Annotated in this window: 27 protein-coding genes, 1 tRNA gene and 1 pseudogene; 16 read left to right on the top strand and 13 right to left on the bottom strand. The window is 67.1% G+C overall.

Annotation, left to right across the window (positions count from 1 at the left end; genetic code table 11):
- Nucleotides 1–7: 7 nt before the first annotated feature.
- From rpmG to radC, 3 genes are all read right to left on the bottom strand, one after another.
- Nucleotides 8–175: a 50S ribosomal protein L33 gene (gene rpmG, locus ABD05_RS02565; RefSeq protein ID WP_006478046.1), complete on the bottom strand. Its 168-nt coding sequence runs from the start codon at nucleotides 173–175 to the stop codon at nucleotides 8–10.
- Between the two features lie 17 nt (nucleotides 176–192).
- Nucleotides 193–426 carry a 50S ribosomal protein L28 gene (rpmB, locus tag ABD05_RS02560; protein ID WP_004186391.1) on the bottom strand — a complete coding sequence of 78 codons (234 nt, stop codon included), beginning with the start codon at nucleotides 424–426 and terminating at the stop codon, nucleotides 193–195.
- A gap of 237 nt (nucleotides 427–663) precedes the next feature.
- On the bottom strand, nucleotides 664–1437 hold the full coding sequence (radC, locus tag ABD05_RS02555; RefSeq protein ID WP_047898821.1) for a RadC family protein: 774 nt from the start codon (nucleotides 1435–1437) through the stop codon (nucleotides 664–666).
- Here radC and ABD05_RS39275 point away from each other — a divergent pair.
- The 9 genes from ABD05_RS39275 to ABD05_RS02515 all read left to right on the top strand — a co-directional run bounded on the left by ABD05_RS39275 (nucleotide 1436) and on the right by ABD05_RS02515 (nucleotide 8841).
- Nucleotides 1436–1561 carry a hypothetical protein gene (locus ABD05_RS39275; RefSeq protein ID WP_261309824.1) on the top strand — a complete coding sequence of 42 codons (126 nt, stop codon included), beginning with the start codon at nucleotides 1436–1438 and terminating at the stop codon, nucleotides 1559–1561. The genes radC and ABD05_RS39275 overlap by 2 nt on opposite strands.
- Nucleotides 1562–1572: 11 nt before the next feature.
- Nucleotides 1573–2028: an FKBP-type peptidyl-prolyl cis-trans isomerase gene (locus ABD05_RS02550; RefSeq protein ID WP_047898820.1), complete on the top strand. Its 456-nt coding sequence runs from the start codon at nucleotides 1573–1575 to the stop codon at nucleotides 2026–2028.
- Between the two features lie 2 nt (nucleotides 2029–2030).
- On the top strand, nucleotides 2031–3011 hold the full coding sequence (ispH, locus tag ABD05_RS02545) for a 4-hydroxy-3-methylbut-2-enyl diphosphate reductase (RefSeq protein WP_047898819.1): 981 nt from the start codon (nucleotides 2031–2033) through the stop codon (nucleotides 3009–3011).
- Between the two features lie 269 nt (nucleotides 3012–3280).
- Complete coding sequence (locus tag ABD05_RS02540) at nucleotides 3281–3958, top strand: amino acid-binding protein (protein ID WP_047898818.1); 678 nt, start codon at nucleotides 3281–3283, stop codon at nucleotides 3956–3958.
- Nucleotides 3959–4171: 213 nt separating this feature from the next.
- Nucleotides 4172–5122, top strand: a complete 951-nt coding sequence (locus tag ABD05_RS02535) for a branched-chain amino acid ABC transporter permease (protein ID WP_047898817.1) — start codon at nucleotides 4172–4174, stop codon at nucleotides 5120–5122.
- 18 nt (nucleotides 5123–5140) lie between these two features.
- The gene (locus tag ABD05_RS02530) at nucleotides 5141–6310 is read left to right on the top strand and encodes an ABC transporter permease subunit (RefSeq protein ID WP_047898816.1); all 1170 of its coding nucleotides are present in this window, start codon (nucleotides 5141–5143) and stop codon (nucleotides 6308–6310) included.
- A gap of 23 nt (nucleotides 6311–6333) precedes the next feature.
- On the top strand, nucleotides 6334–7110 hold the full coding sequence (locus ABD05_RS02525; protein ID WP_034178806.1) for an ABC transporter ATP-binding protein: 777 nt from the start codon (nucleotides 6334–6336) through the stop codon (nucleotides 7108–7110).
- Nucleotides 7110–7826, top strand: coding sequence for an ABC transporter ATP-binding protein (locus tag ABD05_RS02520; RefSeq protein ID WP_047898815.1), 717 nt, complete (start codon nucleotides 7110–7112; stop codon nucleotides 7824–7826). The genes ABD05_RS02525 and ABD05_RS02520 overlap by 1 nt, the downstream gene beginning before the upstream one ends.
- Before the next feature lie 343 nt (nucleotides 7827–8169).
- Nucleotides 8170–8841: a DUF2278 family protein gene (locus ABD05_RS02515; RefSeq protein ID WP_047898814.1), complete on the top strand. Its 672-nt coding sequence runs from the start codon at nucleotides 8170–8172 to the stop codon at nucleotides 8839–8841.
- Nucleotides 8842–8865: 24 nt separating this feature from the next.
- Here ABD05_RS02515 and ABD05_RS02510 read toward each other — a convergent pair whose 3' ends face one another.
- The 3 genes from ABD05_RS02510 to ABD05_RS02500 all read right to left on the bottom strand — a co-directional run bounded on the left by ABD05_RS02510 (nucleotide 8866) and on the right by ABD05_RS02500 (nucleotide 11844).
- Entirely contained in the window at nucleotides 8866–9321 is a 456-nt protein-coding gene (locus ABD05_RS02510) for a GNAT family acetyltransferase (RefSeq protein WP_047898813.1), read from the bottom strand.
- Nucleotides 9322–9334: 13 nt separating this feature from the next.
- Complete coding sequence (locus ABD05_RS02505; RefSeq protein ID WP_047898812.1) at nucleotides 9335–10519, bottom strand: acetylornithine transaminase; 1185 nt, start codon at nucleotides 10517–10519, stop codon at nucleotides 9335–9337.
- Nucleotides 10520–10812: 293 nt separating this feature from the next.
- Nucleotides 10813–11844 carry a CDP-6-deoxy-delta-3,4-glucoseen reductase gene (locus tag ABD05_RS02500; protein ID WP_047898811.1) on the bottom strand — a complete coding sequence of 344 codons (1032 nt, stop codon included), beginning with the start codon at nucleotides 11842–11844 and terminating at the stop codon, nucleotides 10813–10815.
- Nucleotides 11845–11951: 107 nt separating this feature from the next.
- On the opposite strand from ABD05_RS02500, the gene ABD05_RS02495 reads away from it, so the two are divergent.
- Nucleotides 11952–12989 (top strand): NAD-dependent epimerase/dehydratase family protein, encoded by a 1038-nt coding sequence (locus ABD05_RS02495; protein WP_047898810.1) that lies wholly within the window; start codon nucleotides 11952–11954, stop codon nucleotides 12987–12989.
- On the opposite strand, the gene ABD05_RS02490 is transcribed toward ABD05_RS02495, so the two are convergent.
- Together ABD05_RS02490 and ABD05_RS02485 are read right to left on the bottom strand one after the other, a co-directional pair.
- Nucleotides 12972–13160 carry a hypothetical protein gene (locus ABD05_RS02490; protein ID WP_047898809.1) on the bottom strand — a complete coding sequence of 63 codons (189 nt, stop codon included), beginning with the start codon at nucleotides 13158–13160 and terminating at the stop codon, nucleotides 12972–12974. The two genes, ABD05_RS02495 and ABD05_RS02490, sit on opposite strands and share 18 nt — an antisense overlap.
- Nucleotides 13161–13265: 105 nt before the next feature.
- Nucleotides 13266–13982: a pseudouridine synthase gene (locus tag ABD05_RS02485; protein ID WP_047898808.1), complete on the bottom strand. Its 717-nt coding sequence runs from the start codon at nucleotides 13980–13982 to the stop codon at nucleotides 13266–13268.
- A gap of 111 nt (nucleotides 13983–14093) precedes the next feature.
- Here ABD05_RS02485 and copC point away from each other — a divergent pair, with 111 nt between their 5' ends.
- From copC to ABD05_RS02465, 4 genes are all read left to right on the top strand, one after another.
- Complete coding sequence (gene copC / locus ABD05_RS02480; protein WP_047898807.1) at nucleotides 14094–14468, top strand: copper homeostasis periplasmic binding protein CopC; 375 nt, start codon at nucleotides 14094–14096, stop codon at nucleotides 14466–14468.
- 65 nt (nucleotides 14469–14533) lie between these two features.
- The gene (locus ABD05_RS02475) at nucleotides 14534–15034 is read left to right on the top strand and encodes a DinB family protein (protein ID WP_047898806.1); all 501 of its coding nucleotides are present in this window, start codon (nucleotides 14534–14536) and stop codon (nucleotides 15032–15034) included.
- Nucleotides 15035–15213: 179 nt separating this feature from the next.
- The gene (locus tag ABD05_RS02470; RefSeq protein WP_047898805.1) at nucleotides 15214–15987 is read left to right on the top strand and encodes an SDR family oxidoreductase; all 774 of its coding nucleotides are present in this window, start codon (nucleotides 15214–15216) and stop codon (nucleotides 15985–15987) included.
- 191 nt (nucleotides 15988–16178) lie between these two features.
- Nucleotides 16179–17114 carry a LysR family transcriptional regulator gene (locus ABD05_RS02465; RefSeq protein WP_047898804.1) on the top strand — a complete coding sequence of 312 codons (936 nt, stop codon included), beginning with the start codon at nucleotides 16179–16181 and terminating at the stop codon, nucleotides 17112–17114.
- A 44-nt stretch (nucleotides 17115–17158) separates the two neighbouring features.
- Here the strand turns inward: ABD05_RS02465 and ABD05_RS02460 are convergent, their stop codons facing one another.
- Nucleotides 17159–18055: a LysR family transcriptional regulator gene (locus ABD05_RS02460; protein ID WP_047898803.1), complete on the bottom strand. Its 897-nt coding sequence runs from the start codon at nucleotides 18053–18055 to the stop codon at nucleotides 17159–17161.
- A gap of 106 nt (nucleotides 18056–18161) precedes the next feature.
- Between ABD05_RS02460 and ABD05_RS02455 the strand changes: the two genes are divergently transcribed.
- Complete coding sequence (locus ABD05_RS02455; protein ID WP_047898802.1) at nucleotides 18162–19052, top strand: alpha/beta fold hydrolase; 891 nt, start codon at nucleotides 18162–18164, stop codon at nucleotides 19050–19052.
- 30 nt (nucleotides 19053–19082) lie between these two features.
- Here ABD05_RS02455 and ABD05_RS39505 read toward each other — a convergent pair.
- Both ABD05_RS39505 and ABD05_RS02450 read right to left on the bottom strand, forming a co-directional pair.
- A pseudogene (locus ABD05_RS39505) lies at nucleotides 19083–19450 on the bottom strand (oxidoreductase); the annotation flags it as partial.
- A complete protein-coding gene (locus ABD05_RS02450; RefSeq protein WP_047898801.1) occupies nucleotides 19344–20081 on the bottom strand; it encodes an SDR family oxidoreductase in 738 nt (245 codons plus the stop codon). The gene ABD05_RS02450 and the pseudogene ABD05_RS39505, both read right to left, overlap by 107 nt.
- A gap of 117 nt (nucleotides 20082–20198) precedes the next feature.
- Between ABD05_RS02450 and ABD05_RS02445 the strand changes: the two genes are divergently transcribed.
- A complete protein-coding gene (locus tag ABD05_RS02445; RefSeq protein WP_047898800.1) occupies nucleotides 20199–21101 on the top strand; it encodes a LysR family transcriptional regulator in 903 nt (300 codons plus the stop codon).
- Between the two features lie 36 nt (nucleotides 21102–21137).
- On the opposite strand, the gene ABD05_RS38550 is transcribed toward ABD05_RS02445, so the two are convergent.
- Together ABD05_RS38550 and ABD05_RS02440 are read right to left on the bottom strand one after the other, a co-directional pair.
- Complete coding sequence (locus ABD05_RS38550; RefSeq protein WP_167347840.1) at nucleotides 21138–21305, bottom strand: hypothetical protein; 168 nt, start codon at nucleotides 21303–21305, stop codon at nucleotides 21138–21140.
- A 152-nt stretch (nucleotides 21306–21457) separates the two neighbouring features.
- Nucleotides 21458–21542 (bottom strand) — tRNA-Leu (locus tag ABD05_RS02440).
- Nucleotides 21543–21588: the final 46 nt, after the last annotated feature.

Below are 21588 nucleotides of genomic sequence, written 5' to 3'. Positions count from 1 at the left end.
CCGGAGATTACTTGATCTTGGTTTCTTTGTATTCCACATGCTTGCGGACGACGGGATCGAACTTCTTGATCGCCATCTTTTCCGGCATGTTGCGCTTGTTCTTCGTGGTCGTGTAGAAGTGACCCGTACCAGCGGTCGACTCAAGCTTGATCTTGTCGCGGGCGCCTTTTGCCATGATTGTGCTCCTTGGGCTTAGGCTTCGCCGCGTGCGCGCAGGTCAGCGAGCACGGAATCGATGCCGTTCTTGTCGATCAGGCGCAGGCCGGCGTTCGAAACGCGCAGGCGCACCCAGCGGTTTTCGCTCTCTACCCAGAACCGGCGGTTTTGCAGGTTCGGCAGGAAGCGACGCTTGGTCTTGTTGTTGGCGTGGGAAACGTTGTTGCCGCTCATCGGCGCTTTCCCAGTTACTTGGCATACGCGTGCCATGAGAGCACTCCTAATACGCTAAATTCGGGGTTCGATCGCCGGTGAAGGTTCCATCGCACCGCCACGTGATCCATGGCTGCACTCAGAACGCCGTAGCCCTTGCAGACAAGGCCCTTCGATGGCTAGAACTGGTTGGAAAAAATACAGACGGCGATTCTAGCAGAAAAAGTTCAGGAAAATCAAACCTAATTTCGCTTCGTCGTTGCGGCGCCCTGGGTCGGGCCGCCGCGCCACAGTCTACAGCCAACCGGCACGTGCGAACGAAAAAGTGTCGCTGGTGCCGACGACGACGTGATCGAGCAGCCGCACGTCGACGAGTTCGAGCGCGTCGCGCAGCACGCGGGTCAGGCGGCGATCCTCCGCGCTCGGCTGTACCGCACCCGACGGATGGTTGTGTGCGACGATCAGCGCCGCGGCGTTCTGCATCATCGCGCGGCGCACGATTTCGCGCGGGTAGACGGCCATGCGCGTCAGCGTGCCGCGCGTGATTTCCTCCGTGTCGATCAAACGGTTGCGGGCGTCGAGGTACACCGCGACGAACACTTCGCACGGGTGCGTGCCGATCTTCAGCCGCAGATAATCCTCGACCGCGGCGGGCGAATCGATTTGCGTCCGCTCGCGTGCTTTCTCCTTCAGCATGCGTCGCGCGATCTCGGTAACCGCGGCCAGCCGCGTGGAGCGCGCGGGGCCGATGCCGGGGTGCGCCTCGAAATCGTCGGTCGTCGCCTCGAGCAGCCCGCGCAACGTTCCGAACTGCTTGACCAACGCGCGGGCGCTGGCGAATACGTCGTGCCCGGGCTTGCCGGTGCCGAGCAGCAGCGCGATCAGTTCGTCGTCGGTCAGCGCGGCCGGGCCGCGCTCCAGCAATCGCTCGCGCGGCCGCTCGGGCCGCCAGTCGCCCGGGCGGCGCTTGCGCCGGCGGATCGGGAGGACGCGGCCGGGCGGATCGGCCGGCTCGTCGGCGGTGTCGCGGCATTCGGCCGGCGGCAGGGCGAGGCAGGGTGACAGCATGCTCGAAACTCCATTGGCGGCGGGCTGGCTGCGCGACGTCGTCGCACTTTCCGCCTTGCGCGCTCAGGTGACTTACAATATTGGCTTTGCGCCGGGCCTTTCGGCCGTATCGGGCGCCGACTGAACGAGTAATTCATGAGCCTCATCGATCTATCCGAAGTGAAGCCCGGTTCCCACGTCACGTTGCATTACCGGCTGGCACTGGCCGACGGCGCCGACATCGTCAACACCTTCACCGACAAGCCCGCCACGCTGCTGCTCGGCGCGGGGCAACTGGCGCCGTCGCTGGAACAGATTCTGCTCGGGCTCAGGGTTGGAGACCACTCGACTTTTCAGCTAACCCCCGAACAGGGGTTCGGTCCCCGGAATCCCGACATGCTCCAGCGCGTGACGCTGTCGACGCTGCGCGAGAACGGGATGGTCGGCGACGATTTCACGCCGGGCGAGCTGATCGAGTTCAACGCGCCGGACGGCGGCCGGTATGCGGGGGTGCTGAAGGAAGTCAGCGAAACCTCGGCGCTGTTCGACTTCAATCATCCGCTCGCGGGCCAAGCGCTCACGTTCGAAGTGAAAATCATCGGAATCCTGTAATCATGAGCACCACCGATACGCTGTCCGGGCAGACCGTCGCCGCCGATGCCGAAATCCTGCTGGCCCAGCCGCGCGGCTTCTGCGCAGGCGTCGACCGCGCGATCGAGATCGTCGAGCGCGCGATCGCGATGCACGGTGCGCCGATCTACGTCCGCCACGAAATCGTCCACAACAAGTACGTGGTCGAGGATCTGAAAAAGAAAGGCGCGATCTTCGTCGAGGAACTCGAGGAAGTGCCGGCCGGCAACACCGTGATCTTCAGCGCGCACGGCGTGTCGAAGGCCGTGCGCGACGAGGCCGACGTGCGCGGGTTGCGCATTTACGACGCAACCTGTCCGCTCGTCACGAAGGTGCACGTCGAGGTGGCGAAGATGCGCCAGGACGGCGTCGATATCGTGATGATCGGGCACAAGGGCCACCCGGAAGTCGAAGGCACGATGGGGCAGGTCGAGCGCGGCATGCATCTCGTCGAGAGCGTCGAGGACGTGCAGAAGCTCGAGCTCGCCGATCCCGAGCGCATTGCGCTCGTCACGCAGACGACGCTGTCCGTCGACGACGCGGCCGAGATCATCGCGGCGCTGAAGGCGAAGTATCCGAGGATCCGCGAGCCGAAGAAGCAGGACATCTGCTACGCGACGCAGAACCGCCAGGATGCGGTGAAGTTCATGGCGCCGCAGTGCGATGTCGTGATCGTTGTCGGCAGCCCGAACAGCTCGAATTCGAGCCGCCTGCGCGAAGTGGCCGAGAAGCGCGGTGTGGACGCGTACATGGTCGATGCGCCCGACCAGATCGATCCGGCATGGGTCGCAGGCAAGCGCCGAATCGGCGTGACGGCCGGCGCGTCGGCCCCCGAAGTGCTCGCCCAGGCCGTGATCGCGCGGCTGCGGGAGCTCGGCGTGCGCAACGTCCGCGCGCTCGACGGCATCGAGGAAAACGTGTCGTTTCCGCTGCCGCGCGGGTTGAACCTGCCGCCCGCTGCCTGATTGCCGCATCGCACCCGCGGAACACCGAAGCGCGCCTCCAGGCGCGCTTTTTTTTGTGCGTCGAAACCGCAATCGCAACCATAATTCGCGGTCTCGGTGCAACCCGGTTGCTCTGCGCGTTCCCGAGCGTGTCTCAAAATTGGTTGCAATGCAGGAAAACCCCATCGAATCAGGATTATTGGCGTCCTATAAATGGAGTTACAATGCGCCCGTTTTCAGGCCGGAATGGCTTTGGAATCGGGTTTTGGCAAGGCGCGGGAGACCATTCAATGCATGTGAAGTTGGCTTACGCCGTGTCCGTCGCCGCACCGGTTGCAATGCTTGCCGGTTGCAGCAAAAAGAGCGACGACGGGGCGGGCAGGGAAGCTGCGGTGTTCGCGGCACCGCCGGCCAGCGGCGTGCGCGTCGCCGGAACCGGTCGTGCGGCGCCATCGGCGTGCCGCATCGCGCAATTGGGCAAGGACAAGGAAAACGGGGCACGTTTGGCGATCGAGGAAATCAACGCGCTAGGCCTGACGAACGATCAGGCAGCGGGCATGCAGGTTGTATCGCAACAAGCCGCCGGTCGCGGTGCGACAACGACCGTGCGCGCCGACCGACGGATGCCGGCTATGGCGCCCGGCGATGCGGGCAGCGTGGAGATCTCGCCGGCCCCCTTTCATTTCGATTCGACGAATCAGCGTGTCGCCGCGAGCGGTGATGTCGTGGCGCGCGGCCTGGTTCGTACGATGGATTCCGACGCAGTCCTGACGAATGTCGGGCGCGGCTTTCGCGATGCCTTGCCAGGCGACGCGGCACGGAATCCGATCTGCCCGGATGCGGGGCTTGCCTCGCACCGGACGGGAAAAGGCACGGATGCCGGGCAACCGGACGATGGCTGTCTCGGCATGCTGCCCTACGACTTCAAGGAGGCCACGAACACCGTCCTCGACGTCGTGACGATTTAGCGACGGGACTCATGACGGCACCGGAACAGTGCGGTGCCGTTTTTGTATCCGCTCCGGCGGCAGGTCCGGCCGTACAGGCCGGGCGGCGCGCGCCGGGACGATCCACACCCTTACCGGTATCGACTAGTACCCGCAGTGTCGCCGAGAAGGCGCGATTCCTCGCTTACCCGCGGGGCGCAACGTCCTCCGGCAGCACGGGCCAAGGAGCTTTAAATGGATATTTTCGTCCAGCAGGTTCTCAACGGGCTGGTGCTCGGCAGTGTGTACGCCATCATCGCGTTGGGTTACACGATGGTGTACGGCATTCTCGGCATCATCAACTTCGCGCACGGCGACGTGCTGATGATCGGCGCGATGGTCGCGTTGTCGGCCATCACCGTGCTGCAGAACCATTTCCCCGGACTCGGCAACATCGCGACGCTGACGATCGCCCTGGGCATTGCCGCGGTCGTCTGTGCATTCGTCGGCTTCACGATCGAGCGTGTCGCATACCGGCCGCTGCGCCGCGCGCCGCGCCTCGCGCCGCTGATCACCGCGATCGGCGTGTCGATCCTGCTGCAGACGGCTGCGATGATCATCTGGTCGCGCAACCCGCTGCCGTTCCCGCAATTGCTGCCGACCGACCCGATCAACGTGATCAAGGCCACCGACACGACGCCCGGCGCCGTGATCTCGGTGACTGAAATCGTGATCATCGCCGTTGCGTTCATCGTGATGGGCGGCCTGCTGCTGCTCGTGCACAAGACCAAGCTCGGCCGCGCGATGCGTGCGATCGCCGAAAGCCCGAACACCGCGAGCCTGATGGGCGTGAACCCGAACTTCGTGATTTCCGCGACGTTCATGATCGGCTCCGCGCTGGCCGCGCTGGCCGGCGTGATGATCGCGTCCGAATACGGCAACGTGCACTTCTACATGGGCTTCATCCCCGGCATGAAGGCGTTCACGGCGGCGGTGCTCGGCGGGATCGGCAACCTCGGCGGTGCGATGGTCGGCGGCGTGCTGCTCGGCCTGATCGAGCAGCTCGGTGCCGGCTACATCGGCAACCTCACGGGTGGCGTATTCGGCAGTAACTACCAGGACGTGTTCGCCTTCATCGTGCTGATCATCGTGCTGGTGTTCCGTCCGTCGGGCCTGCTGGGCGAACGTGTCGCGGATCGCGCGTAACGGAAGGGAGCAAACAACATGACATCCATTCAACCGATCGAATCCTCGACGTCGCTCGTCGAAGAGCGCAACACCACCAAGACCGTCGTCATCGGCATCCTGACCGCTGCGTTCGTGATCGCCGCGCCGATCATCATCGGCTCGGCCGGCGGCAACTACTGGGTCCGCGTGCTCGACTTCGCGATGCTGTACGTGATGCTCGCGCTCGGCCTGAACGTGGTGGTCGGCTTCGCCGGCCTGCTCGACCTCGGCTACATCGCGTTCTACGCGGTGGGCGCGTACACGGCGGCGCTGCTGTCTTCGCCGCACCTGACCTCGCAGTTCGAGTGGATCGCGGCCCTCGCGCCCGGCGGGTTGCATATCCCGTTCCTGATCATCGTGCCGATCGCGATGGCGCTGGCGGCGACCTTCGGGATCCTGCTCGGCGCGCCGACGCTGCGACTGCGCGGCGACTACTTGGCGATCGTCACGCTGGGCTTCGGTGAAATCGTCCGGATCTTCATGAACAACCTCGACCGTCCGGTGAACATCACCAACGGCCCGAAGGGGATCACGGGCATCGATCCGGTGCACGTCGGCGGCTTCAACCTGTCGCAGACGCACTCGCTGTTCGGCCTCCAGCTGCCGTCGGTCTACATGTACTACTACCTGTTCGTGCTGTGCTCGCTGCTGGTGATCTGGACGTGTACGCGCCTGCAGCACTCGCGTATCGGCCGCGCATGGGCGGCAATCCGCGAGGACGAGATCGCGGCGAAGGCGATGGGCATCAACACCCGCAACGTGAAGCTGCTCGCGTTTGCGATGGGCGCATCGTTCGGCGGCCTGTCGGGCGCGATGTTCGGTTCGTTCCAGGGCTTCGTGTCGCCGGAATCGTTCACGTTCTGGGAATCGATCGTCGTGCTGGCGTGCGTGGTGCTCGGCGGCATGGGCCACATCCCGGGCGTGATCCTGGGTGCGGTGCTGCTCGCGATCTTCCCGGAATTCCTGCGCTCGACGATGAGCCCGCTGCAGCATGCGCTGTTCGGTCATGACATCGTCGATACGGAAGTGATCCGCCAGGCGCTGTACGGCCTCGCGATGGTGATCATCATGCTGTACCGCTCGGAAGGCCTGTGGCCCGCGCCGAAGCATGAGGACAAGATCGCGAAACTGGCGAAGCGCGCCAGCAAGAAGCCGTTGCGCGCGTAACGAACGGACAAGGGGATATCCACATGAGCGACAAGCAAATCCGACTGTCCGTGCAGGGCGTGAACAAACGTTTCGGCGGCCTGCAGGCACTGTCCGACGTCGGCCTGCAGATCAAGGAAGGCGAGATCTACGGTCTGATCGGCCCGAACGGCGCCGGCAAGACGACGTTCTTCAACGTGATCACGGGCCTCTACACGCCGGACTCCGGCGACTTCAAGCTGGACGGCCAGAACTACACGCCGACGGCCGTGCACCAGGTGGCGAAGGCCGGCATCGCGCGCACGTTCCAGAACATTCGCCTGTTCGGCGGGATGACGGCCCTCGAGAACGTGATGGTGGGCCGCCACGTGCGGACCAAGCACGGTCTGCTCGGCGCGGTGTTCCAGACGCCGGCCGAACGCCAGGAAGAGCGCGAGATCAAGGAACGCGCGATCGAGCTGCTCGAATACGTGGGCGTGCTGCAATACGCCGACTACACGTCGCGCAACCTGTCGTACGGCCACCAGCGCCGTCTCGAGATCGCGCGGGCCCTTGCGACCGACCCGAAGCTGCTCGCGCTCGACGAGCCGGCGGCCGGGATGAACGCGACCGAGAAGGTCGAACTCACGCGCCTGCTCGACAAGATCCGCTCGGACGGCCGCACGATTCTCCTGATCGAGCACGACGTGAAGCTCGTGATGGGGCTGTGCAACCGGATGACGGTGCTCGATTACGGCAAGGTGATCGCCGAGGGTCTGCCGCAGGACGTGCAGAAGAATCCGAAGGTGATTGAGGCATATCTCGGCGCAGGGGTGCACTGATGGCAGCGGCAATGTTGAAAATCAAGGGCTTGCAGGTCAACTACGGCGGCATCCAGGCCGTCAAGGGCGTTGACATGGAAGTCCGTCAGGGCGAGCTCGTGACGCTGATCGGCGCGAACGGCGCAGGCAAGACCACGACGATGAAGGCGATCACGGGTCTCAAGCCGTATTCGGCGGGCGACATCGAGTACGACGGCAAGTCGATCAAGGGCATCCCGGCGCACGAACTGCTCAAGCGCGGCCTCGCGATGGTGCCGGAAGGCCGCGGGATCTTCGCGCGGATGTCGATCGTCGAGAACATGCAGATGGGCGCGTACCTGCGCAACGACACCGAGCAGATCAAGAAGGACGTCGACCGGATGTTCGGCTTCTTCCCGCGCCTGAAGGAGCGGGCGACGCAGCTCGCGGGCACGCTGTCGGGCGGCGAGCAGCAGATGCTGGCGATGTCGCGCGCGATTCTCTCGAAGCCGAAGCTGCTGCTGCTCGACGAGCCGTCGATGGGGCTGTCGCCGATCATGGTCGAGAAGATCTTCGAAGTGGTGCGCGAGATCTCGAAGGAGGGCATCACGGTGCTGCTCGTCGAGCAGAACGCGCGCCTTGCGCTGCAGGCGGCCGACCGTGCCTACGTGATGGATTCGGGCATGGTCACGATGGAAGGCGACGCGAAGCATATGCTCGACGATCCGAAGGTACGTGCAGCGTATCTGGGTGAGTAAGCGGATGAATGAGCGGGCCCGGTGATGCGCGGCGGCAGATGCCGCGTGCGTCGAGCCAGGGCTTTCGAAAGGCTGTCACGGGATACCGTGACAGCTTTTTTTTCGTGTCGTGCGACTCGGATCGAACTGTGCGCGCGGAGGTGACTCCATTCGACTGTTGTGCTGCGCATAGGGCGCGGGAAACGACAGGGTCGGTCGCCCGCCGCCGGTCGCCCGCAGCCGGTCGCCCGCAGCCGGTCGCCCGCAGCCGGTCGCCCGCAGCCGGTCGCCCGATGCCGGTCGCCCGCAAACCGACACACGGGCCGCGTAGCATCGACGACCCATCGGGACACGGAGAATACGCATGAGTCTGGACTACGGTTTCGTGAAGGCGAAGGTGACATCGGTGGCGCAGCTGAAGGGCTCGCCGCACGGCAGCGAGATCCAGTACCACATCCACCTGACGCTGGCGCTGCCGGGAGGCGACTGGGATGTCGCGATCAACGTCGGCACCAGCGATGCGGACGACTTGCTGAACTACAAGCTCGTCTACGATTTCCACCATCCCGTCACGCAGACGCTCGCGGCCGCGGCGGAAGGCTACACCGACCTCACGGGGCAGGCCGCGCTGCCCGCGCTCGACTACCTGCGCAGCGACATCCTGAACGAGACCGGCGCGTGGCGCGCGAGCGCGGTGATGGACGGCACCGAGAACCCGGAGCCGATCCCGTCGCTGCTGCGGCTCGTCAGTGCCGCGCAGTCGCAGGGCCTCGACGTCGTCGTGTTCGGCCGTACGTATGCGGAAGGCGACGGCATTCACGACACGCACATGAACCAGGGCTCGACAGGCCCGAACTACCTGCATCGCGCAGGCGACGACCATAACGACCACAACGACGTCTGGCAGGACGGCGCGCTGATCGTGCGGGTGAGCGATACGCAGTGGGCCGCGTATTTCGCGGCGTTCGAACAGCAGGCCGTGCCGACCGACGCGCTCGGCAATCCGCTGCCGGGCGCGGGGCCGATCACGCGCTGATACGGGCTGCCGCCGCCGGCTGCATCACGCGGCCGGCAGCGTCTTGCCGAACGAGATGCGCTCCTCGACGCGGTAGCCGAGCGCCGCATAGAAGCGGCACGCGTCGTCGTTGCCGGGCAGCACCTGCAGGTTGATCTTCAGGCAGCCGCGCGCGGCGAGCGCGCTTTCCGCGTGTGCGATCAGCGCGCGGCCGACGCCGAGCCGTCGCGCGTCGCTCGCGACGCCGAACGAGTAGAGCCAGCCGCGATGTCCGTCGAAACCCGCCATCAACGTGCCGACGACGCGCGCACCGCTGGTCGCGACGAAGAACAGTTCCGGCTGCGTCGCGAGCTTCAGCTCGATCGATCGCAGCGGATCGCGGTGCGGCGGCGCACCGGCTTCGTCGTACTGCGGGAACGCGTCGCGCCATACCGCGAGCACGGCATCGGTGTCGGCGCGTTCGAACGGGCGGATAGCGACAGCATCGGCGGCGGCATCCATCTCGGCGGTTTCCTTAGAGCGTGTCGAGGATCGACCGCAGCATCGCCATCATCTGGTCGATCTCTTCGGTCGTCACGTTCAGCGCGGGCATGAAGCGCAGCAGGTTCGGCCGCGCGGCGTTCAGCAGCAGGCCGTCGGGCTGCATGTCGCGCGCCTTCTCGACGATCTGCGGGCCGATGTCCTTGCCGAGCAGCAGCGCACGCAGCAGGCCTTCTCCGCGTTCGCCTTCGAAGCCGCGTTCTTCCGACAGCTCGAGCAGCTTGCGCTTCAGGTATTCGCCGCGTGCACGCACGCCTTCGAGGAAGCCGGGCGCGACGAGCTGCGAGATCACCGAATAGCCGGCCGCCGTCATCAGCGGGTTGCCGTTGTACGTGCCGCCCTGGTCGCCGGCCTCGAACACCGCGACGTCGGCCTTCGACAGCAGCGCCGCGAGCGGCACGCCGCTGCCGATGCCCTTGCCGAGCGTCATGATGTCCGGCTCGATGTCGGCGAGCTCGTACGCGAACAGCGTACCCGCGCGGCCGCAGCCGCTCTGCACTTCGTCGACGATCAGCAGCAGGTTGTGCTGCTTCGTCAGCGCGCGCAGTTCGCGCATGAACTCGCGCGTTGCCGGGATCACGCCGCCTTCGCCCTGGATCGGTTCGAGCATCACGGCGACGGTCTTGTCGGTGATCAGCTTCTCGACCGAGTTGATGTTGTTCAGCTCGGCCTTCGGGAAACCCGGCACCTGCGGCGCGTAGATCGTGTCCCAGCCCGGCTTGCCGCTGGCCGACATCGTCGCGAGCGTGCGGCCGTGGAAGCTGTGGTCGAACGTGATGATCTCGTACGCGCCGTTGCGGAACTTGCGGCCCCACTTGCGCGCGAGCTTGATCGCGCCTTCGTTCGCCTCGGCGCCGCTGTTCGTGAAGAACACCTTGTCGAACACGCTGTGCTGCGTGAGCAGGGCCGCGAGTTTCGCCATCGGTTCGTTGTAGAACGCCGGCGACGGGTTCAGCAGCGTTTCCGCCTGCTTCTTCAGCGCTTCGACGACGCCGTCGTTGCAGTGGCCGAGGCTGTTGACGGCCCAGCCCTGGATGAAGTCCAGATAGCGCTTGCCCGTGTGATCGTAGAGCCACGAACCCTTGCCGTGCGTAAACACGATGTCGGGGCGGTTCGTGATGTACATCAGCGAGTCGATCGGGTAATCGTTCAAGGGCATGGCAGCAGACTCCAGCGGGCGTTGAAAGGGAAACGGGCAATAAAAAAGCCACGGAAGGCCGTGGCTGGTGAGTTCGAACAGCTTGTGCGTAACCGGTGAAGCAGTGTGGGGGTTACGCGCGAGTCCGTGACGAGCCTGCGGCATCCGGGCGGAGCGGCGAGCGGCGACGTCGGAGAGCGGACAGGAAGCGGTTCATGTGCGCAAGCATAAGGCATCCCGCGCCCCACTGTAAACCGCCGCGATGCCACGAATGTGACATCGCGGCGTGCAGTGCGGCGCGCGGGCGGCGGGTCTCAGACCGGATGCGCGAGATCGGCTGCGCTCGTGAACGAGTCCGCGTAGAACTCGTCGGCCGGCAGTGCGTGGTGCTGCGTGAAGTCGCGCTGCGCGGATTCGACCATCACCGGCGCGCCGCACGCGTACACCTGACGGGCCGACAGATCGGGCAGGTCCTCGATCACCGCGCGATGGACGAAGCCCGTGCGGCCCGTCCACTGGTCGGCGTCGTCGGGCTCGGACAGCACCGGCACGTACTTGAAGTTCGGGATCTCGCGCGCCCACTGCTCGGCGAGCTCGCCGAGGTAGATGTCCTTCTTGCGGCGTGCGCCCCAGTAGAGCGTCATCGGGCGCGTGATGCCGCGGTGCTTCACGTGCTCGATGATCGCCTTGATCGGTGCGAAGCCCGTGCCCGATGCAAGCAGCACGATCGGCTTGTCGGAATCCTCGCGCAGGAAGAACGTGCCGAGCGGGCCTTCGAAGCGCAGGATGTCGCGCTCCTTCATCGCGCCGAACACGTGGTCGGTGAACTTGCCGCCCGGCATGTGGCGGATGTGCAGCTCGATCGGGCCTTCCTCGTGCGGCGCGTTCGCCATCGAGTAGCTGCGGCGCGAGCCGTCCTTCAGGATGAACTCGACATACTGGCCCGCGAGATACTGCAGGCGTTCGTTGGCGGGCAACTGCAGCTTCACGACCATCACGTCGTCGGCCTTGCGCTCGAGCGCGGCGATCCGGCACGGCAGCTTCTTGACCTGCACGCCGTCGACGCCGGCGATTTCGCGCACGTCGATCTCGAGATCGCATTGCGCCTTCGAGCAGCACAGCAGCGCGAGGCCGCGCGTGCGCTCGTCATTGGACAGCGCGGACGCGGCATGCGGGCCCTGCTCGATCTGGCCCGACACGATCTGGCCCTTGCAGGAGCCGCACGCGCCGTTCTTGCAGCCGTACGGCAGATGGACGTTCTGGCGCAGCGCGGCCGCCAGCACGGTTTCGTCCGACTCGACCTGGAATTGCCGGCCGCTTTGCTTGAGAGTGACGTTGAATGCCATAGAACCAAACTAGAACAAAATGTGGGGACCGTGCATGTCGCGCACGGCAGCTACAATGCAAACCCGTTGCGCGTCGCGCAACGGTGGCTACTGATTTCGCAACCAACATGATCGCGACACGAATCCTGCGCCGGCCGCGCGCACTGATCGTCGGCTGCGGCGACGTCGGCATGCGCTGCGTCGCGCAATGGCGCGACACGCGCCGCAACCTGCGGATCTTCGCGCTGACGAGCCACCCGGCCCGCCGCGACGAACTGCGTGCCGCGGGCGCGACGCCGATCGTCGGCGACCTCGATCGCCCGGCGACGCTCGGCCGCCTCGCGGGTCTGGCCCGCACGATCCTGCATCTCGCGCCGCCGCAGTCCGACGGCCGCGACGACCGGCGCACGCGTGCGCTGATCGCCGCAACGACCGTGCCCATGCGACGGCCAGCAGGGCCGCCGGCCCCGGCGGTCGGCCGGCTCCGAACGCTGCGCGCCGCTGCCCGACAGGCCGGCGCGCCCGTTCGGGCAGCGCGTATTGTACCCGACGGTCTTCGTGCGCCGAGGCTCGTCTACGCGAGCACGACGGGCGTATACGGCGATTGCGGCGGGGCGCGGATCGACGAAACACACCCGCTGCGTCCCGCGAATCCGCGCGCGTTCCGGCGCGTGTCGGCCGAGCGGCAACTGCGCGCGGCGACGGTGCGCGGCGTGCTGTCCGCGCGCATCGTGCGCATTCCCGGCATCTACGCGGCGAACCGTCTGCCGGTCGCGCGGCTCGAGCGCGGCACGCCGGCGCTCGAGCCGGCCGACGATGTCTATACGAACCACATCCACGCGGACGACCTCGCGGCCATCCTGCGCCGCGCGGCCGAGCGCGGCAGGCCGGCGCGCGCCGTGCACGCGTCGGACGACAGCGAACTGCGGATGGGGGAGTATTTCGACCGGGTCGCGCAGGCGCTCGGCCTGCCGCGGCCGCCGCGCATCAGCCGCGCGGACGCCGAGCGTCAGCTCGAACCGACGCTGCTGTCGTTCATGCGCGAGTCGCGGCGCCTGTCCAACGCACGGCTCAAGGCCGAATTGTGCGTGACGTTGCGTTATCCGACCGTAGACGATTTCCTTCAAACGCTCGCGCCGGGCAGCGCGTCAGGTCAGCGCCGGTAACGCCTCGATCAGCAGGAAGCACAGCAGCGCGCCGATCAGCGCGCCAATCAGGTTCGGATGATATTTGTGCTTCAGGTGCATCGCGGCCAGCAGCCCGCCGATCACGATGACACCGACGATCGCGAACGCGATCATCACGTACGACAGTTCGAAAGAATGGTTGATGTTCATGATGTCTCCCCTGCATCGCTGCTCGTACAGCTTGTGATTCGAGTATAGCGGGGGATCGTGCGGCCGAGACGCGGCCGGGCATCGAACGGTCGTGCGGATTTTCCCTTACAGGGTTTTGACGGGATTGCGCAGCGCTGAAAGGTCGGCGTCATCGAGCCACCGCCACGCGCCGGGTTCGAGGTCGTCCGGCAGCGCGAAGCCGCCGATGCTTTCGCGGTGCAGCAGCTCGACGCGGTTGCTCGCCGCCGCGACCATGCGTTTCACCTGGTGATACTTGCCTTCGAGGACGGTCAGCGCGAGCGCGTGCGTGTCGCGCGCGTCGGCGGCGACGGCCGCGATCGGCTTCGGCTCGCCGTGGAGCTGCACGCCGGTGCGCAGCGCATGCAGTTGCGTGTCGTCGAGCGGATGGCGCACGGTCGCCACGTAGGTCTTCGGCACCTTGCGCTTCGGCGACGTGTACGCGTGCACGAACTGGCCGTCGTCGGACAGCAGCAGCAGGCCTGTCGTGTCCTGGTCGAGACGGCCGACGCACTGCACGCCGCGCGCGACGAGCGGCGCGGGCAGCAGGCTGAACACGCTTGAATGGTGTTGTGGATCGCGCGAACACTCGTAGCCGGCCGGCTTGTTGAGCGCGAGATACGCGTGCGCGTGAAACGGCCAGGCCGTATCGTCGACCGAGAACATGAGGCCATCGGTGTCGAACGTCGCGTCGGGGTCGGTCGCGCTGGCGCCGGCGATGGCGACGCGGCCCGCTTCGATCAGGCCGCGGCACTGGCGGCGCGAGCCGAAGCCCTGGGTGTAGAGAATGCTTTCGAGATCCATAGCGCGCGCATTCTATCAAGCTGCGCGCGACCGGCATGGACACGCTTGCGCTGGTAAGCTGCCGGAACGCCGCGCAGCGCGCGGTGCTCGTTCATTTTTCACGGAAAGTCCATGCATTTCGATTCGTTCCCGTTCGGCCGCAAGGCTGCCGCCGTCATCCTTGCCGCGACCGTTTCGTCGGCCGCGTTCGCGCATGCGCATCTCGCGAAGAGCGATCCGGCGGCGGGTGCGGTGCTGACCGCCGCACCAGCCGCCGTCACGATCGACTTCACCGAGCCGCTGGAGCCGGCGTTCAGCTCGATCGTCGTCGTCGACGGCGACGGCAAGACGGTGTCGGACGGCAAGGCGCGCATCGATGCGTCGAACCGCAAGCGGACGACGGTGCCGCTCACGGCGGTCGGCACGGGCGCCTATACGGTGAAATGGGTGGCCGTCGCGACCGACGGGCACCGCACGCAGGGAGCGTACGGCTTCAGCGTGAAGTGACGCAACGGCGGCGGCAGGCCCGTGCCAGGGCTGCCGCCGCCCTTATCCGGCAGGGAGTTTCCCGCATGAATCCGACGACGCTCGATGCACTCGCCGATTTCCCCCGTCTGCTCGAAGCCCATTTCGCGGCCGTGCCCGACGGCTATGCGCGCTGGACGCCCGACGACTGGGCCGGGATCCCGAGCGAGCACTTCTCGCCGCTCGGGCAGCTCTGCCATGTGCGCGACATCGAAATCGACGGCTATCACGTGCGGCTGCGGCGGATGCTCGACGAAGATCGGCCGCTGCTCGAGTCGATCGACGGCGACGCGCTCGCGATCGAGCGCCGCTACAACGATGCGTATGCGTCCGACGTGCTCACGGCGATTCGCGAAGCGCGACGCGAGACGCTGAATCTCGTGTCGCGCCTCACGCCCGAACAGTTCGAGCGCGTCGGCGAGTTCGACGGCTACGGTTCGCTGACCGTGCGCGGGCTCGTCCATTACCTGTGCAGCCACGACCAGCAGCATCTGGCCGGCATGCAGTGGCTGCTCGGCAAGATCGACGCGGCGCTGTACGCGCGCTGAGCCGGCCGGCGGACGCGCCGCCGCGAGCGGATTCCGGCTCCGTTGTCGGTGCGGCAGATCACGCTACGACGTTCCGATTGGATCGATTTTCTGGATAATCCATCCAGCCGCGACCGGCTGACCGACGTGCCGCACGTGCCTACACTCCAAGCTTCGTTCAACGAAAAAAGGAGTCAACCGTGGCAACTCACACGCTCGCAGACAAGGTCGTCCTGATCGCAGGCGGCGCAAAGAATCTCGGCGGCCTGATCGCGCGGGACCTGGCGGGCCACGGCGCGAAGGCGGTGGCGATTCACTACAACAGCGCGGCGTCGCAGGCGCAGGCCGAGGAGACGGCCGCCGCGGTGCGCGCGGCCGGTGCCGAGGCCGCAACGTTCCAGGCCGACCTGACGACGGCCGCCGCGGTCGAGAAGCTGTTCGACGACGCGCAGCAGCGCTTCGGCAAGATCGACATCGCGATCAACACGGTCGGCAAGGTGCTGAAGAAGCCGTTCACCGAGATCAGCGAAGCCGAGTACGACGAGATGTTCGCGGTCAACAGCAAGTCGGCGTTCTTCTTCATCAAGGAAGCGGGGCGGCACCTCGAGGATCACGGCAAGCTCGTCACGCTCGTGACGTCGCTGCTCGGCGCGTTCACGCCGTTTTATGCGGCGTACGAAGGATCGAAGGCGCCGGTCGAGCACTTCACGCGCGCGGCGTCGAAGGAGTACGGCGCACGCGGGATCTCGGTGACGGCCGTCGGTCCCGGCCCGATGGACACGCCGTTCTTCTATCCGGCCGAAGGCGCCGATGCGGTCGCGTATCACAAGACGGCGGCCGCGCTGTCGCCGTTCAGCAAGACGGGCCTGACCGACATCGAGGACGTCGTGCCGTTCATCCGCCATCTCGTGACCGACGGCTGGTGGATCACGGGCCAGACGATCCTGATCAACGGCGGCTATACGACCAAGTAACCGACCGGACAAGCGGTCACATACCGTGCCGCGCCGGCCGCCGCCGCGGGCGCGCGGCGCACCGCAATGGGCAGATTGCGTGGACAATGGACGGGCGCGCAGCCGCGCGCCCGTTTTCTCTGTGCCGCCGGATACTGTCGCGATGCGCGATGGCTGGCGGCGACGGCCGTCCGAACCCACGTTCCTCGCCGATGGACAAGCTGGATCAGGTCAGAATCTTCCTGCAGGTTGCCGAGATGGGCAGCTTCATCAAGGCCGCGCATGCGCTCGACGTGCCGCGCGCGACCGTGTCGGCGGCCGTGCAGCAGCTCGAGGCGGGGCTCGGCACGCGCCTCTTGCACCGCACGACGCGCCAGGTGCAGTTGACCGCCGACGGCGTGCTGCTGCTCGAACGCGGGCGGCGCCTGCTCGCGGAGGCCGACGAGCTCGACCGACTGTTCCGCCGCCGCGACCGCGACGTGGTCGGGCGGCTGAATGTCGACGTGCCGAGCCGGATCGCGCGCCGCGTGGTCGCGCCCGCGCTGCCGTCGCTGTTTCGCCGCTACCCGAAGCTGCAACTGTCGCTCGGCTCGACGGACCGTTCGATCGACCTCGTGCAGGAGGGCGTCGACTGCGCGATCCGCGTCGGGCGGCTTGCCGACAGCAGCCTCGTCGTGCGGCCGCTCGGGCAGTTCACGCTGATCAACTGCGCGAGCCCCGACTACCTGCGCGAATGCGGCGTGCCCGAGCATCCGGATGCGCTCGCGCACGGGCACTGGGCGATCGGCTATGCGTCGCCGACGACCGGGCGCGAGCTCGGGTGGGAATACTGCGTGGACGGCGAGCGGCACATGCTGACGCTGCCGAGCCGCGTGATCGTCAACAACGCCGAAACCTATATCGCCGGCTGCATCGCGGGGATGGGGCTGATCCAGATTCCGCGGTTCGACGTCGAGCATCTGCTGGACAGCGGCGCGCTCGTCGATGTGATGCCCGGCCACCGCGCCGAGCCGATGGACGTGTCGGCCGTGTATCCGCACCGGCGGCACCGGTCGCGCCGGCTCAATGCGTTCGTCGATTGGTTCGGGGAGCTGATGGCGGACGCGTTGACGGGGGCAGCGGCCGGGAAGGGCGCGGAAGGCGACTGATCGGGGCGGCTGGTGTGCGTCGCATACCGTCGCGCGTGTTTCATTCAGTCGGCCAGCGCCGCGAACTGCCGGTTGCGCCCGACTTCCCGCACCGCTTCGATCAGCGCCGCGCCGACGCCGTCCGGCTTCGATGTGAACGCGTAGAAACGTGCGGCCGGCAGCGCGGGCAGGCCGTCCTGCGGCCCGCATGCGCGCAGCCCGTCGCGCAACTGGCTGCGCGCCAGCACGGTGACTGCGAAGCCCGCGAGTGCGGCCGACACGCAGCCGGCCATGCTGTTGCTCTCGAACAGCACGCGGAACGGCCGCAGCGCGGCGGCGAGCGCCGATACGGCGGCGTCACGATAGACGCACGGTTCCGGAAACAGCGCGAGCGGCACTTCGCCGTCGGCGTCGAGCGTGCGGTCCGACGCGAATGCCCACACGAGCGGCTCTTCCCACAGCAATTCGCCCGGCGCGTCGACCTGTCGGCACTGCTTGCCGAACACGACATCGAGCCGGCCGAGCGTCTGCTCGCGCAGCAGCGACGCGGTGATCCCGACCTTCAGCTCGATCGACGTGCGCGGGTGGCGATCGCGGAACGTGCGCAGCACCTGCGGCAGCCACGCACCCGCGAAATCCTCCGATGCGCCGACGCGCAGCCGACCCTGCGCCGGCGCGCCGCGCAGCCTCGCACGCACTTCGCGCTCCATGTCGACGATGTTGCGCGCGTACGCATACAGCGTGTCGCCGGCCGGCGTGAGCGCGATACGGCGCGTCGTGCGCGCGAGCAGCACGGTGCCGGCCGCCTGTTCGAGCCGCTTGATGTGGCCGCTGACGGCCGACGGCGTCAGCGCGAGGCGTTCCGCGGCCGGCGCGAACCCGCGGCTGTCGACGACTTCGAGGAAGGTGCGCAGCAGCGCGATGTCGAGCGAGGTCGACGCGGGGTCGGTCAGTGGTTCCATCGGTCGATTCAACGCAATATTCTAAGAATGAATAATGATACTCCGTGAATCGTGATGAAAGGCGAGCCTACCATCGTCTGCTCAAGTTGACCCGACGGAGAACACGATGACTGCCTATGCGCATGCGACGACCGCGTCGCTCGATATCGCCTATCTCGAATGGAACCCGCGCGGCGAACGCGTGGCCGTGCTGCTGCACGGCTGGCCGGACAGCCCGGTCGGCTGGGAGGCCGTGGCGGCGGCGCTGGCCGCGCGCGGCTACCGCGTACTCGCGCCCGCGCTGCGCGGCTTTGAGCCGACGCGCTTTCGCGACGCAACCGTGCCGCGCAGCGGCCAGCTCGCGGCGCTCGGGCGCGACCTGCTCGAATTCGTCGATGTGCTCGGCGTCGAGCGGCCCGTGCTGGTCGGGCACGACTGGGGCGCCCGCGCGGTCGCGAACGCGTGCGGGCTGCGCGACGGCGTCGCATCGCATCTGGTGATGCTGTCGGTCGGGTACGGCACCAACGATCCCGGTCAGCCGCTGTCGCTGCAGCAGGCGCGCAACTACTGGTATCACTGGTTCATGGCGACGCCGCGCGGCGAGCAGGCGCTGCGCGACGATTGCCGCGCGTTTGCCCGCGCGATGTGGGACACGTGGTCGCCGCCCGGCTGGTATCGCGACAGCGATTTCGATGCGGCCGCTGCCGCGTTCGATGGGCCCGACTGGATCGACGTCGTGCTGCATTCGTACCGGCATCGCTGGGGTTTCGCACCGGGTGCGCCGGCCTATGCCGACGACGACGCGCGGCTGAATCCGTCGCCCGTGCTGTCGGTGCCGACGCTCGTGCTGCACGGCGGCGCGGATGCCGTCAACCACCCGGACAGTTCGGCCGGGCGCGAACGGTTGTTCGCCGGGCGCTACGCGCGGCAGGTGCTGGACGGCGTCGGGCATTTTCCGCAGCGCGAGGCGTCGGCGGCGGTCGCGGACGCGATCCTCGGGTTCTGCGAGCGCGACTGACGCGCGCCGGCCGGCCCGGCGCGCAGCGGATCAAGCGAGGACGCGGGGTGCGAGCAGGTCGTCGAGGCCGATGTTCCGGAACATCTCGCGGCGGATACGATCGCCGACGCGGAACACTTCCTCCGCGCCGTCTTGCGACGGGTCGACGAACACGCGGTACGGGCGCTTGCCGGCCGGCGCGGCGACGAGATCGGCAATCGCCGTCGCGACGGCGCCGGCATCGGCGTCCGCGGGTTCGAGCGCGGCGAGGAGGGGGGCGGGCTGCGGCTGGCAACCCTTTAACGCGGTCCGTCAGCACATGCCGCCGTTGGCGCGCAGGACCTGGCCGTTGACCCACGCGCCGTCGGGGCCGGCGAGGAACGCGACGACGCCGGCGATGTCCCCGGGCTGGCCGAGCCGCTCCAGCGGGTTCATCTTCGCCATCCGGTCGACGAGTTCGGGGCTCTTGCCCTGCAGGAACAGCTCGGTCGCGACCGGCCCCGGCGCGACCGCGTTCACGCTGATGCCGCGGCCGCGCATCTCCTGGGCGAGCACCTGCGTCAGGCCTTCGACGGCCGCCTTGGTCGCGATGTACACGCCGTAGGTCGGCAGGCGCATGCCGATCACGCTCGACGACAGGTTGACGATGCGGCCGCCGTCGCGCACGCGCTTCGCCGCCTCGCGGCTGACGTTGAACGTGCCCTTCAGGTTGATCGCGACGGTCTGGTCGAAGGTCGCGTCGTCGACGTCGGCGATGGCGGCGAGCTTCATGACGCCCGCGCTGTTGACTACCACGTCGACGCGGCCGAACGCGCGCTCGGCCGCGTCGAACAGTGCGGCGGTCGCCGCCGGGTCGGCGACGTCCGCCTGCACCGCGACGGCTTCGCCGCCGTCGGCGACGATCGCGTCGACCACGTCCCGCGCGGGGCCGGCGCTGCCGGCATAGTTCACGACGACCCTGAAACCGTCCCGGGCGAGACGGCAGGCGATTTCCGCGCCGATGCCGCGCGATGAACCCGTGACGAGGGCGACCTTTTCCGTTGTGCTCATGTCCTGCTCCTTGGTTCGTGAGTGCCGTGCGAGCCGGCGACAGGACCAATGTAGGCTTCCTCGATCAATAAAAATAATGAATAATGATCAGATCAAGAATGACTGAAAGTATGTCTCATGGCATTCGACAGCAGGCTCCTGAGCGGTATCGGCGTGCTCTCGGCGGTGATCGAGGCCGGCACCTTCGCGCGCGCGGGCGAGGCGATGGGGTTGACCCAGCCGGCCGTGAGTCGCGCCGTCGCGCGGCTGGAAGAGCGCGTCGGCATCCGGATCTTCAACCGGACGGCGCGCGCGATCACGTTGACCGACGAAGGGCGGCGCTTTTACGAGGCGGTCGCGCCGCTGCTGGCCGGCATCGAGGAGGCGGCGGTCGACGCCGGCCGTTCCAGGGCGCGCGTCAGGGGGCGGCTGCGGGTCAACGTGGACGGCACCTTCGGCCACTACGTGCTGGCGCCGCGGATGGCGGAATTCCTCGACCGTTTCCCCGAGCTGTCCGTCGAAATCAGCGTGCGCGACCGGATGGGCGATCTCGTCGCCGACGGCTTCGACGTGGCGGTGCGCTTCGGCATTCCGGAGCCGTCGTCATACCGCGCGCGGCTGCTGCTCGAGACGCGCGTGCTCACCTGCGCGTCGGCGGCTTATGTCGCGCGTCACGGCGAACCGCGGCATCCGCACGATCTCGCGGACGGGCATCGTTGCGTGCTGATCCGCGATCCGGTAACGGGGCGGCCGTTCGAATGGGTCTTCCATCGCGGCAAGGAGGTGGTGTCGTTCGACGCCGGCGGCCGGCTGATGGTCAACGACACGGGCGCGCTGCTCGGCGCCTGCCTCGGCGGCGCGGGCGTCGCGCAACTGCTGGAACTCTACGCGCGGGACATCCTCGCCGACGGGCGGCTGGTCCTGCTGCTGCCGGAGTGGGCGGACGAGACGTTCCCGCTTTATGCGTATCACCACGCGTCGAACCTCGTTTCCGCGAAGGTGCGGGTGTTTCTCGACTTCGTCCGCGAGCTGATGGCCTGAGCCTGCACGGCGAAAGGCGGCCGGGCGGTGGTCCGGTCATTCGGTGCGATGGGGAATGTTGTCCGGGAACGGATAGGGCGCATGCGGCCCCGGCCAGTCGGGCACGGGCGGCGCGCTCAGCACGTCGCATCCGCCCAGCATGAGCGACAGAACCGCGGCGAGCACGCCGCGGCAAATCGGGCTTGAAATGGCGCGCGTGGACATGGCCTGCCTCCGTGCTGCGTTCCCTGATGCTTGGACCGCCGCGCGAGGGCATGCGTTGCGGGGCACGTTGCGTGCGGCAACAACAAAAAAACCCGCGAAGCGGTGAGCTTGCGCGGGTTTCGACAGGTGCAGCGCATGACGCTGCGAAATTCTGGTGCCCAGGGCCGGAATCGAACCGGCACGCCTTGCGGCGGGGGATTTTGAGTCCCCTGCGTCTACCAATTTCACCACCTGGGCTTGTTCCTGGCCGCGCATGCGATTGTGCGCGGCGAAACGCGGATTA

Source organism: Burkholderia pyrrocinia (assembly GCF_001028665.1).
Classification (GTDB): domain Bacteria; phylum Pseudomonadota; class Gammaproteobacteria; order Burkholderiales; family Burkholderiaceae; genus Burkholderia; species Burkholderia pyrrocinia.
Note: the sequence above shows the minus strand (reverse complement) of the source record. Positions and strands in the feature narration are given on the sequence as shown.